Here is a 12,877-nt window from a genome sequence, read left to right on the forward strand (position 1 = left end):
AATAGGCCCATAGTTTTTATGGAGATGTGCGCGTGAAATTATTTTTTGCTTCAGACTTACATGGTTCGCTACCAGCGACTGAAAAAGTGCTAAAGCTATACAAGGCATCCGGTGCCCAATACTTAGTGCTATTGGGCGATACCCTAAACCATGGGCCAAGAAACCCAGTTCCTGAAGGTTACAATCCTCCAGCTGTTGCGGATAAATTAAATGAGTTTGCTTCGCAGATTATTGCAGTACGAGGTAACTGTGACAGTGAAGTGGATCAGATGCTGCTTTCTTTCCCTATGATGATGGATTACTCGTGGGTGTTGTTGCCTACTGGACAGCGTATCTTTCTGACCCATGGTCATCTGTATAACACCAACAAGCGTCCGCCATTGAATTCAGGTGACGTTATTGCTCATGGCCATACTCATATCCCAGTTGCAGAGTACCAAGATGAAATTTTCATCTTTAATCCAAGCTCTGTCACCTTTCCTCGTGATGGCCACCCAGCCAGTTATGGTCTCTATGAGAACGGATTGTTTTCGGTCGTGAGTTTCGATGGCGAAGTGTTGAAAAGCGGCGCTCTGTAAGAGAATCCGCTTTTAAGCCACTTTATAACCCAGTCTGAAACACAGGGTCTGAGATTATTTTGAATCGACGTGGCCCAAATCTCGCTCTGGAGCAATAATATTACGAACTCTCTGTTTGAGTATTTTTGCTTCAGGGAACCCACCTTCGGCTTTTCTGTCCCAGATTTGTACTCCATTACAAAAAATCTCGAATCGACCACCTGTATCTGGACAAAGCGTTACTGCGCCAAGCTCTTCACTAAAGGTGTGCAGAAGCTCTTGAGATAACCAGCTAGCGCGCAACATCCAATTACACTGGCGGCAGTAATAGATAGTGACTGTTGGCTTATCAGAAGCTTGATTAAGAGTAGATTGTTCCATGTCGTGTTCTCTCATCGATGGTATGGATTCGTTCGTTTTACCAAATATACAGTCATAGATAGCAAAAAGGGGCGTCATGCCCCTTTTTTATCGTAATTATTGAGTGACTTAGTTAGAAAACAATACTGTAGAACCGTGGTTCAAGCTAGTTAATAACAGTGCCTTTGGATTTACGATATCAATTCTTCTACTTTGCTCAGCATCCATTTTGATGACTTGAGTGATCAAATCCAGCTGCTGTTGTGAGAAGTCTTGGCGCTGCGCCGAAGTCACATCTTTAAACTCAGTTGGTGATACTAGTAAGTAGTTGTCGTTGATGTCCCACTGTCCAGTCTCTGAAATGTTGATGACATTGGCAGGTGCGGTTTCTGTGCCGTACAGTCTAACAATCGACATTCTTAGATATGTACCGTTTGGTAGATACTTAGCATTTGAAGATAGCTCTACCTTACGCAGTGGACCTATTGTGTCTTCTTGCTTGTTTTCAGTAATGAGAGTCACCATCTTTGACTGCCACTCATGTGCAGTTAAAAGGCGCTCAACCTTGGCATCGCTGCCCCAATACAACCAACCGCTGAATAGTGCAGAAGCTACGAGTAACGCGAGTGAGATTTTTAATTTCATATTACTGGTCACCCTTACAAATTTCACTTAGGTCAGTTTGGTTAGCGTAAAGTCTTAGTGTGATGTTCTCACTTGAGTACTCTTGCGCATGGATGTAGTTAAGAGCCAAGTTATTGGTTTGGCCGCCAGTCGCAATGATCTGTGTCGGCTTGAGCTGACCACCATGCTCTGCATTGTAGTGCGTGACACATTTTTCAATCGCAGGAATCCAGCCCGATAAATCTGGGTGATTAATTGGTGATTGGATCTGAACGCCGTCTACTTCTGTCAATGTTCTGAACTCAGACTCAGCAGGATTCGTGAAAGTTACTACCAAGATCGGCAGTAGAATCGCTAGGAAGCACAGTGCGCGATATAGCCATTTATTTTCAGCAGGTGAAGCTGCATTAGCGTTAGCACTTTGGCTAGGAATTTCAGGCTTAGCGGCTGGCGTTGGAGAGGCTATTGGCTCAACAGGTGCTGCTTCAACGGCCTCTTCAACTGGAGTTTGTGTCGAACTCACTGCTTCCGCTGCAACCTCTTGTTTTTCCATTAAAGCGGTTTGATCGCTTGATGAAAACGGCGCTGAACGTTCTACGGTAGCAATAAACTGGTAACCGCGCTTTGGCACAGTTTTTACAAACTCAGGGGATTTGGTTGAGTCTTTGAGCATTTTACGCAGCGTAGAGATTGCTTGAGTTAGGCTTGAGTCATCAACCTCGAAACCTTGGTCACGCCATACGTATTCGTGAAGTTCGTTTCGAGTGATCACTTCATTCGGTCTTTCTGAAAGCATAAGGAGAATGCGGCTTTCATTGCTGCCTAAACGAACGATCTCGCCTTCGTTGGTCTGATCAACGAGGGAATTACTATTAGGGTCAAATACAAATCGCTGCGCGAGAATAAACTTTGTGCCGATATTGCTCATTGAACTCTTCTATGTTTTTGAGTGGTTTTTTGGATGCGAAATAGACAAATTGCGAAGGAATTCAGCTTCAATTCCATCTAAATCATGATTCTTTTATGTTCTTTTATATTTATGATCCTTAGCATAATAAAAACAGATCAAAAAAACAGTGTTTTTATGATTTTTGACCTTGAATTTACAATTGTCATCCTCATGTTAATGAACATGCTGGGGGGACAAACAGAACATCCTTCCGATTTTGACGTTTAAAGTATAGATGTTTTGGAGTAAAAATGAGCGAAACAGCAACGCAAAATAAAGAGACTCGTGGCTTTCAATCAGAAGTTAAGCAGTTGCTTCACTTGATGATTCACTCACTATATTCAAACAAAGAGATCTTCCTTCGTGAACTGATCTCAAATGCATCTGACGCTGCAGACAAGCTGCGTTTCCAAGCATTATCAAACGGTGATTTGTACCAAGGCGATGCTGATCTTGGCGTGAAGCTTTCTTTCGATGCTGACGCAAATACCCTAACCATCTCTGATAATGGTATTGGTATGAGCCGCGAAGATGTGATCGAGCATTTAGGTACGATTGCAAAATCAGGCACGGCAGACTTTTTCTCTAAGCTTTCTGAAGACCAAAGCAAAGACTCTCAGTTGATTGGTCAATTTGGTGTTGGCTTTTACTCGGCATTTATCGTTGCGGACGCAGTAACTGTCCGTACTCGCGCTGCTGGCCTAGCGAACGACGAAGCGGTTCAATGGCACTCTGCGGGTGAAGGTGAGTACACAATTGAGACCATCTCAAAAGAGTCTCGCGGTACTGACATCATCCTTCACATGCGCGACGAAGGTAAAGAATTCCTAAATGAATGGCGTCTACGCGATGTAATCAGCAAATACTCTGACCATATCGGCATCCCAGTTTCGATTCTAACCGCAGTCAAAGATGACGAAGGTAAAGACACCGAAGAGAAGAAGTGGGAGCAAATCAACAAAGCTCAAGCTCTATGGACTCGCAATAAGTCAGACATTACTAAAGAAGAGTACCAAGAGTTCTACAAGCATGTTTCTCACGACTTTGCTGACGCTCTCACTTGGAGCCACAACAAAGTAGAAGGTAAGAACGACTACACAAGCCTGCTTTACATCCCATCGAAAGCACCATGGGATATGATGAACCGCGATCATAAGAGTGGTTTAAAGCTATACGTACAGCGTGTATTCATCATGGATGACGCTGAGCAGTTCATGCCATCTTACATGCGTTTTGTACGCGGCTTGATTGACTCGAATGACCTACCTTTGAATGTTTCTCGTGAAATCCTACAAGACAACAAGGTAACTCAGTCTCTACGTGGCGCATGTACTAAGCGCGTACTGACGATGCTTGAGCGTATGGCGAAGAACGATAACGACAAGTATCTAGAGTTCTGGAAAGAGTTTGGCCTAGTAATGAAAGAAGGCCCAGCAGAAGACATGGCAAACAAAGAGAAGATTGCCGGCCTACTGCGCTTTGCTTCAACGGAAGTGGACTCTTCTGAACAGGCAATCAGCCTAGCGTCTTACGTTGAGCGTATGAAAGAAGGTCAAGATAAGATCTACTACTTGACGGCAGACAGCTACACAGCAGCGAAGAACAGTCCTCACCTAGAGCAATTTAAAGCGAAAGGGATTGAGGTGGTACTGATGTTTGATCGTATCGACGAATTCTTGATGAACTACCTAACTGAATTCGACGGTAAGCAGTTCCAATCTATCACTAAGGCTGGCCTAGATCTAAGCAAGTTCGAAGGTGAAGAAGAGAAAGAGAAGCAGAAAGAGACAGAAGAAGAGTTCAAGTCTGTTATCGAGCGCACTCAATCTTACCTAGGTGATCGTGTTAAAGAGGTTCGTACAACGTTCAAGCTGGCAAACACACCTGCAGTTGTTGTTACCGATGATTTCGAAATGGGTACGCAAATGGCGAAGCTTCTTGAAGCTGCTGGTCAGGCGGCACCTGAAGTGAAATACATTTTCGAGATTAACCCTGAACATGCGCTTGTTAAGCAAATGGCTGATGAAGCGGACGAACAAGCGTTTGGTCGCTGGGTTGAGCTTCTACTTGGTCAAGCAATGTTGGCAGAGAAGGGCTCAATGGAAGATCCATCACAGTTCTTGGGTGCAATCAATGAACTGTTGTCGAAACGCTAAGCTTTCGACTTTGGGCTAAAAATTTAATTGTATTAAAAAGCTCGCAAATGCGGGCTTTTTTAATGAACGTCGTTGAACGGTCGTCATTAGGTTAAAAAATAGCAAGGAGCGGGGCATCGATCTTCAACCTTACATTCTTTAGTCTTAAATTCAGCCATAATGAATATTAATGTGGTAGAATGCTCGACCTAATCGGGTAGCAATCGTTAAATTGGTTTCTACCTGTATGATTTTCAAACGTTATACCGAAACTTACCGTTGTGCTTATTTTTGCAGTTTTTGAACTCTATTCGTCAACTGTGAAATCAAATAGTGAGCTTCGGTATAAATCATAATTTTATAAGAGGATTAAACATGCGCATCATTCTTCTAGGTGCTCCTGGCGCGGGTAAAGGCACTCAAGCAAACTTCATCATGAACAAATTTGGTATCCCTCAAATTTCAACTGGTGACATGCTACGTGCTGCTATCAAAGCGGGTACTGAGCTTGGTAAGCAAGCTAAATCAGTAATCGACGCTGGTCAGCTAGTTTCTGATGAAATTATCCTTGGTCTAATCAAAGAGCGTATCGCTCAAGATGACTGCGAAAAAGGTTTCCTACTTGACGGTTTCCCACGCACAATCCCACAAGCTGATGGCCTAAAAGAGATGGGTATCGCTGTAGATTACGTTGTTGAATTCGACGTAGCTGATGATGTGATTGTTGAGCGTATGGCTGGTCGTCGTGCTCACCTTCCTTCTGGCCGTACATACCACGTTGTGTACAACCCGCCTAAAGAAGAAGGTAAAGATGACGTAACTGGTGAAGAGCTAGTTGTACGTGATGACGACAAAGAAGAAACAGTTCGTGCTCGTCTAGGTGTTTACCATGAGCAAACAGCACCACTTATCGCTTACTACGGTAAAGAAGCTGAAGCGGGTAACACTAAGTACCTTAAATTCGACGGTACTAAGCAAGTTGCTGAAGTTAGTGCAGAACTTGAGAAAGCACTAGCATAATTGGCTAACAGCCAGTTTTATAATTTGATATATTGGAAGCGACCGGTTAGGTCGCTTTTTTTATATTGATGCTCAGTCAGGTTCGATTATGTAATCGCTAAAGTGGTTGTTAGATTACACAAAACGAGCTGGGAATCTGAATAGGCATATCAAGGTGATCCCAAGAGTAACTGGCTGAGTATAAAGCTTTCCAAATTTCATTAATGGTCTCAGGTATCTATGGAAAATAAAAAGAAGCAGGGTGTGTTGTTGGTGAACTTAGGGACACCTGATGCAGCAACTCCTGCAGCTGTGCGCCGTTTTTTAAGCGAATTTCTGCATGACAAGCGAGTTGTGAGCCTCACTCGCTGGCTTTGGTGCCCGATTCTTCATGGCGTGATCTTACCAATCCGCTCACCTAAAGTTGCAAAGCTCTACCAATCTGTATGGATGGACCAAGGGTCGCCTTTGTTGGTTTACTCCCAACGTCAGGTCGCTAAGCTACAAGATAAATTGCAGATGCCAGTCGCGCTTGGTATGACTTATGGCAACCCAAGCCTAAAATCAGGTATTGAAGCCTTGATGGCGCAAGGTGTCGAAGAGGTCATTGTATTGCCACTTTACCCTCAATATTCTGGTACAACGACAGCTGCTGTTTCTGACGGACTGACCAAAGCGTTCAAGCAACTGCCAGTGATACCGGGCTACCGATTTATCCGTGATTACTACAGTCACCCAAGCTACGTTAAAGCTCTGGCTGAGAGTGTGAGAAAGCATTGGCGTGAAAATGGGCAAGGTGACCATCTTGTTTGTTCTTTCCACGGTATTCCGAAGCGTTTGGCTGACCAAGGCGACATTTATCCTCAACATTGTGAGCAAACAACCGAGTTGTTAGCTCAAGAGCTTGGTTTGTCTGTAGACAAGATTACCATGACGTATCAGTCGCGCTTTGGTCGTGAAGAGTGGCTTAAGCCATATACCGACGAAACGTTAGAAGAGTTGCCAAAGCAAGGTATTAAGAAGCTCGACATTATGGCTCCAGCGTTTTCTGTAGATTGCTTGGAAACATTGGAAGAGATCTCTGATCAATGTAAAGAGACTTTCATTGAAGCTGGTGGCGAAGCCTTCAGTTACATTAAGTGTCTCAACGACAATGATGAACATATCCAAATGATGGCAGAACTCGTCGAGATGCATCGATAGTTAAACGGCATTATTGAAAAACAGAAAAGGAGTGACTCACAGAGCCACTCCTTTTTATTTATCTTCTGTTTGTTGAGTCTAGTATTAAGCTAGCGAAGTTTGTGCACTAGTCTCTTCTGACTCGGTATTCACAGGGTTGCCTTCGACACCATGCATCCACGCAACCAGCTTATTCGCACAAAGAAGTAGAATCACACCGCTAATCGTTGCTGAGATAGCAATACCACTAAAGATAGCCATTGCACCTAGCTCACCGACGTGAGAACCCACTAGACCAGCTACATAGTTTGCGATCGCATTGAAACCGAACCATGCACCCATCATCAAAGAAGCGAGGCGAAGAGGAGCCAGTTTCGTTACTAGTGATAGCCCAATCGGCGATAGGCACAACTCACCAAGAGTATGGAAGAAGAACGCGCCAACTAACCATAGCATTGAGGTCTTAACGCTCAGATCGCCACCTTGTTCCATAACAGCACCGATCATACAAACGAAGCCAAGAGCTAAGAAGAATAGTGCCATAGCAAACTTGACTGGTGAGTTTGGTTCACGCTTGCCTAGTTTCACCCAAAATGCAGCGATAATTGGTGCTAGCGTAATAATGAAGAATGGGTTTAGAGATTGGAACCAAGCAGCTGGTACCTCAAAATCGCCAATCATACGGTCAGTGTATTGCTGAGTGTAAATGTTCATTAGTCCGCCCGCTTGTTCAAAGCCAGCCCAGAAAACAATCACGAACAGACCCATGATCAAAATAACTTTTAGTCGATCGAACTCTTCTTTGGTCAGTGGCGCTTTTTCTTTCGATTTGCTTAGCGCTTTTGCACGAGCAGCCGCTGGTACGGAGCCGATATCGCCTAACCAAGATTGGGCCATTGTCATTTGCATAACAAGGCTGATGACCATACCGATACCTGCAGCAAGGAAACCGGCTTTCCAACCATATGAATCCACAGCCGCACCAGAAATTAGACCACCCAGCAGTGCTCCTAGGTTGATGCCCATGTAGAAAATAGTAAATGCGCCGTCACGACGGTTGTCACCTTCTTGATAAAGGTCGCCAACCATAGTTGAGATGTTTGGCTTGAACATGCCGTTACCGCTGATCAGCAGAGCCAAGCCAAGGTAAAGTGCGCTCACCTGGTCCAATCCCATAAAGCCGTTAGGTAGTGCTAAAGTGAATTGGCCCAATGCCATCAACACGCCGCCAATGAGAATAGATTTACGTTGACCTAGGTAGTTGTCTGCAATCCAACCACCAATAAGTGGGGTAATGTAAACAAGACCGGTGTAGATACCATAAAGATCCAGTGCATCTTTGGTTGACCAACCTAGACCGCCATTGATGGTGGTATCTGTTAAAAATAGAACAAGGATGGCACGCATTGCATAGTAGGAGAAGCGCTCCCACAGCTCTGTACTAAAGAGTAGAAACAGCCCTCTTGGATGGCCGAAGATGTTGTGTGTGTTTGGCATAAGTTTTACTAATTTTAGATATTAAAAGATTTTATAGTCACTCATGTATACATACCCAGATAAAAAGCTGCAATAGGGTGTTTTTATAGTGATGACAATTAAAATTTGTTAAGTAGATGATTTAGTTTGGTTTTATTGGAAATGTTGGACGGTATTTATGTGCTGCAAACTAATTTTCCATTATTGAACAAGGTGTTATTGATGGCTTTTTAGCTTGTAAGTAACAATTTGTGATTTGTAAGCGTATGTATTTTGCTCTGTATTTTTAGGTACGCTTTACTGTATAGTTAGGGTTGTGGTTATCGATAAAGTTATTTTTGTTGATTAATTGGTCTATTCCGCAATATTTGTTAGCGATAGGCAATTCATGTCATTAACGTGAGTTAATCCGAATTTGGCTATGTTAAGATGTAAAAAAAATACAAAATGGCTAGGAAAATGAAACGTTGGTATCTACTTTACTGTAAGCGAGGAGAGCAACTCCGAGCGAAGCAGCATATGGAAAATCAGGGGGTAGAGTGTTTCTATCCTCAACTTGAAGTCGAAAAAGTTGTTAGAGGAAAAAAGAAGCGTGTCAAAGAGCCGCTGTTTCCTTCTTACATTTTTGTTCGATTTGACTATGAACAGGGCCCAAGCTTTACTACGTTGCGTTCAACACGAGGCGTGGTGGATTTCATAAAATTTGGCGCGATGCCACATGAGGTCCAAGGTGATCTGATTTACGAACTGAAGCAGATTGAACGAGAGTGTCAGGGCTACCCAGTGGATGATTGTCCGCAGTTGTGTCCAGACTATCAAGCAGGTGATGTGGTTGAGATCTGCAGTGGTCAGTTTGCAGGTATCAAGGCGGTTTACCATGAAAAAGATGGTGAAGCACGCTCCATAATGCTGGTACAGATGATCAGTCAAGTGGTTCCGGTGAGCATTGAGAATGCAGCACTAGCAGCGCGTATCTAATCTGACTTTCGAATCATTGGATAATAAAAAAAGGCGCTATGAGCGCCTTTTTTGATTTTCTAGAATGCTGGTTTCTAGTAAGAGTCGTTGTGAACTGCTTTAACAGCACGACCTGAAGGATCAGCATTGTTCTTAAATGACTCATCCCACTCAATCGCTTTCGCAGATGAACATGCTACAGATGGACCACCAGGTACACACTCTGCTGCAGACTCTAGCGGGAACAACTCTTCAAAGATCTCACGGTAAGCGTAACCTTCTTTGGTTGTTGGCGTGTTGTATGGGAAACGGAATTTCGCTGTTTCCATTTGCTGGTCGGTTACTTTCGCTTCCGCTGTTGCTTTCAGAGTATCGATCCAATCGTAGCCTACACCATCTGAGAACTGCTCTTTCTGACGCCAAGCGATAGAATCTGGTAGGTAGTGTTCAAAACACTCACGTAGGATGTGTTTTTCCATCTTACCGTTACCACACATCTTATCTTCTGGGTTTAGACGCATTGCAACATCAATGAATTCTTTATCTAAGAAAGGTACACGACCTTCAACACCCCAAGCTGCTAGAGATTTGTTAGCACGAGCACAGTCAAACATGTTCAGAGCTAGAAGCTTACGTACTGTCTCTTCATGGAACTCTTTTGCGTTTGGTGCTTTGTGGAAGTACAAGTAGCCACCGAAGATCTCATCCGCACCCTCACCAGAAAGTACCATCTTGATACCCATCGCTTTGATCTTACGAGCAAGTAGGTACATTGGAGTAGATGCACGGATGGTGGTCACATCGTAAGTTTCAATGTGGTAGATAACATCGCGAATCGCATCTAAACCTTCTTGGATTGTGTAGGTCATTTCGTGGTGAACCGTACCAATCTTGTCAGCAACTTCACGAGCAGCGACTAAGTCAGGCGCGCCTTCAAGGCCAACAGCGAAAGAGTGCAGTTGTGGCCACCAAGCTTCAGACTGCTCATCGTCTTCGATACGCATTGCCGCAAAGCGCTTCGCTACTGCAGATGTGATAGATGAGTCCAAGCCGCCGGATAGAAGTACACCGTAAGGAACGTCAGTCATTAGTTGGCGTTTAACCGCAGCTTCTAACGCTTCTGTCAGCTCTTCCTTGCTGGTTGAGTTACCTTGTACCGCTGCGTATTCGTTCCAGTCACGAACGTAGTAGCGTTGAGGTTCAGCATCTTTTGAACCGTATGAACAACCAGGAGGGAATTCGCTCACTGTTTTACATACTGGCACTAGTGCCTTCATTTCTGAAGCAACGTAGTAGTTACCGTGCTCATCGTAACCTTGGTATAGAGGGATGATACCGATGTGGTCACGACCAACTAGGTATTCGTCTTTCTCTTCATCGTACAGTACGAATGCAAAAATACCGTTTAGCTCCTCAAGCAGGTCTGCACCTAGCTCTTGGTATAGTGCCAAGATTACTTCACAGTCAGAATCCGTTTGGAATTCGTATTTATCTTGGTAACGAGCGCGAAGTTCTTTGTGGTTATAAATTTCGCCGTTTACCGCCAGGATGTGTTTTTTGTCTTGGCTGTATAGAGGCTGTGCACCGCTATTTAGGCCGACGATAGCTAGACGCTCGTGAGCAAGAATTGCTTTATCGCTTGCGTAAATACCAGACCAGTCTGGGCCACGGTGGCGGAGTTTTTTAGACATCTCTAGAGCAACAGGGCGAAGTGCTGCAGCATCACTTTTAATATCAAGAATGCCAAATACTGAACACATAGAACTTCCTTTCAAATCATTTCCAAATCAACTGCATTCAATTTGCCATTCTGGTTAAAAAATGCAACCGGGTATGATGAAAAAAATTATATAAAGAGGGTTCTATTAAAAAATATTTAATTTAAGTGAGGTTTTGATTGATGGGGTTTAAATATGGTGTGATTTTTAGCCACTCCTCTCAAATTATCGACAATATTTGATCGAAAATAAGAGGGAGTGGCTGGAGTCAAAGACTACATTTTCATGATGTTAGGGTTGAGTTGCTCGCATACGTGACGTGCAAAACCGCTACCCGCTTCGCTATAAATGTTGAATGCAGCGTCAACGCCGTTTTCTTTAAGCGTTTCTAACTGATCTGAATATTCGGCGATAGCAGCAATTTGACCTTTAAAGCTACGCGCTTTGAGTTGTTCTAGAGCTGTTTGGTTACCTTGGTGATGAGGCATCGCCAGGATAACCAGCTTCACATTCGCGGTATCTAAGATGCGTTCCCAAAAATCCGGGTCGGTTGCGTCGCCTGAGATAACGTTGCGGCCTTGGCTACGATGGCTATGAGCTGCATCTTCTCTTACTTCTACCCCTAGGCTGACTTTTCCGTAACGAGCGCGGAGTTCATCATAAGCACCGGTACCGATTCGACCCATGCCAAGAATCAATACTTGGGCATGCCCTGGGTCAATTCGCTTGTCACGCTGATTGAGCTTTTCTGCCGCGTGCTCTTTTAGCCACTTACCAGACTGTTGATACAGTTTATGTCCAGCGCGATTGAGTGGCGCTGCAATCAAGAAAGAGAGAGATACAGCAATTGCGACTGCGACCAAGATATCGCCAGACATCCATCCCATCTTAAATGCAAGACCACCAACGATCAGGCCGAATTCGCTGAAGTTGAATAGAGAAAGCGACGCAAGTAGCGAGGTGCGGACGCGAAATTTGAAGAAGTTGAGTACCCAGAAGTAGAGGAAGCCTTTAACTGGCAATAGCAGTAAGAACAAGATTGCCAGCATAAAGCCTTGAATAGTTGGCTGCTCAGACAGACCGATATTGAGGAAGAAGCAAACTAAGAATAGCTCTTTTAGATTAAATAGAGATTTGGACAGTTCTGATGCTTTTGAGTGTCCGGCAAGCAGCATACCCAAAATAAGTGCGCCAAGGTCTGCCTTTACACCAACAAGATCAAACAAGCCAGCACCAACGACGAGGGCGAAGAAGATACCAAACAGCACCAACATTTCGCCGTGGCCTACCCAGTCGAGTACTTTGTAGAAGAGTGGGCGCAGTAGAGGAAGTGCAAATAGGGCAATGGCATACCATTCAGGGATCTTACCGGTAGAAGCCGTTAGGAATACCACTGCGAAGATATCTTGCATAACCAAGATGCCGATCGCCAGAGTACCGTAGGTGGCATTCATTTCACCTTTCTCTTGAAGGGTTTTGACTGCAAAAACCGTACTAGAGAAGGAGAGGGCAAAACCTAATAAGATGATCTGTTCGTTCGACATTGCCGCAAGGGAAGAGATCCCAAGTAGTTTAAAGCCAAACAGAGCCAGTGCAAAAAAGAGGGTAGAAAGCAGGTTATGCACTGTTGCGCCAGCCCAGATCTCTTTGGATAGCAAGGTTTTGATATCTAGCTTAAGGCCAATCGTAAATAACAACAGGGTTACGCCGAGGTCGGCAAGAGTCACGATGGTGTCATTACTTTCAAAACCAAACGCGTTAAGCGCAAAGCCAGCAATGAGGAAGCCAACGAGTGGGGGAAGTTGACACTTTAAAGAGATAAAGCCTGCAATAAATGCAGCGGATAATAATATAAGTTCCATAACTTGTAGTTGTTGTTCCCTAGCTTATAAAAACGGGCCGTGTTTATCCAAACACGGC

General features: G+C 44.1%; 10 protein-coding genes and 2 pseudogenes. 5 read left to right on the top strand and 7 right to left on the bottom strand.

Annotation, left to right across the window (positions count from 1 at the left end; all coding sequences use genetic code 11):
* The first annotated feature begins 32 nt into the window (after nucleotides 1-32).
* Nucleotides 33-578 carry a phosphodiesterase gene (gene yfcE / locus KI743_RS22850; protein ID WP_285468384.1) on the top strand — a complete coding sequence of 182 codons (546 nt, stop codon included), beginning with the start codon at nucleotides 33-35 and terminating at the stop codon, nucleotides 576-578.
* Between the two features lie 54 nt (nucleotides 579-632).
* On the opposite strand, the gene KI743_RS22855 is transcribed toward yfcE, so the two are convergent.
* From KI743_RS22855 to KI743_RS24680, 4 genes and pseudogenes are all read right to left on the bottom strand, one after another.
* A complete protein-coding gene (locus KI743_RS22855) occupies nucleotides 633-938 on the bottom strand; it encodes a SelT/SelW/SelH family protein (RefSeq protein WP_150869077.1) in 306 nt (101 codons plus the stop codon).
* Nucleotides 939-1,046: 108 nt separating this feature from the next.
* A complete protein-coding gene (locus KI743_RS22860) occupies nucleotides 1,047-1,562 on the bottom strand; it encodes a regulatory protein ToxS (RefSeq protein ID WP_032551835.1) in 516 nt (171 codons plus the stop codon).
* Between the two features lies 1 nt (nucleotide 1,563).
* A pseudogene (locus KI743_RS24675) lies at nucleotides 1,564-1,932 on the bottom strand (transcriptional regulator); the annotation flags it as partial.
* A gap of 164 nt (nucleotides 1,933-2,096) precedes the next feature.
* Nucleotides 2,097-2,469 (bottom strand): annotated as a pseudogene (locus tag KI743_RS24680) (transcriptional regulator); the annotation flags it as partial.
* Nucleotides 2,470-2,741: 272 nt separating this feature from the next.
* Between KI743_RS24680 and htpG the strand changes: the two are divergent.
* The 3 genes from htpG (at nucleotide 2,742) to hemH (ending at nucleotide 6,827) form a co-directional block, all read left to right on the top strand.
* Nucleotides 2,742-4,646: a molecular chaperone HtpG gene (gene htpG / locus KI743_RS22870; RefSeq protein ID WP_285468387.1), complete on the top strand. Its 1,905-nt coding sequence runs from the start codon at nucleotides 2,742-2,744 to the stop codon at nucleotides 4,644-4,646.
* A gap of 354 nt (nucleotides 4,647-5,000) precedes the next feature.
* Nucleotides 5,001-5,645: an adenylate kinase gene (adk, locus tag KI743_RS22875; protein WP_032551838.1), complete on the top strand. Its 645-nt coding sequence runs from the start codon at nucleotides 5,001-5,003 to the stop codon at nucleotides 5,643-5,645.
* 219 nt (nucleotides 5,646-5,864) lie between these two features.
* Nucleotides 5,865-6,827 (top strand): ferrochelatase, encoded by a 963-nt coding sequence (gene hemH / locus KI743_RS22880; RefSeq protein WP_285468389.1) that lies wholly within the window; start codon nucleotides 5,865-5,867, stop codon nucleotides 6,825-6,827.
* A gap of 84 nt (nucleotides 6,828-6,911) precedes the next feature.
* Here hemH and KI743_RS22885 read toward each other — a convergent pair whose 3' ends face one another.
* Nucleotides 6,912-8,303, bottom strand: a complete 1,392-nt coding sequence (locus tag KI743_RS22885; protein WP_150869072.1) for a peptide MFS transporter — start codon at nucleotides 8,301-8,303, stop codon at nucleotides 6,912-6,914.
* Nucleotides 8,304-8,741: 438 nt separating this feature from the next.
* Here KI743_RS22885 and rfaH point away from each other — a divergent pair, with 438 nt between their 5' ends.
* Nucleotides 8,742-9,260, top strand: coding sequence for a transcription/translation regulatory transformer protein RfaH (gene rfaH / locus KI743_RS22890; protein WP_032551842.1), 519 nt, complete (start codon nucleotides 8,742-8,744; stop codon nucleotides 9,258-9,260).
* Between the two features lie 74 nt (nucleotides 9,261-9,334).
* Here the strand turns inward: rfaH and asnB are convergent, their stop codons facing one another.
* Together asnB and KI743_RS22900 are read right to left on the bottom strand one after the other, a co-directional pair.
* Nucleotides 9,335-10,999 (bottom strand): asparagine synthase B, encoded by a 1,665-nt coding sequence (gene asnB, locus KI743_RS22895; protein ID WP_032551843.1) that lies wholly within the window; start codon nucleotides 10,997-10,999, stop codon nucleotides 9,335-9,337.
* 233 nt (nucleotides 11,000-11,232) lie between these two features.
* Entirely contained in the window at nucleotides 11,233-12,819 is a 1,587-nt protein-coding gene (locus tag KI743_RS22900; RefSeq protein ID WP_285468390.1) for a cation:proton antiporter family protein, read from the bottom strand.
* Nucleotides 12,820-12,877 lie beyond the last annotated feature (58 nt).

This window comes from Vibrio sp. D420a (genome assembly GCF_030248625.1).
Taxonomy (GTDB): Bacteria; Pseudomonadota; Gammaproteobacteria; order Enterobacterales; family Vibrionaceae; genus Vibrio; species Vibrio fortis_A.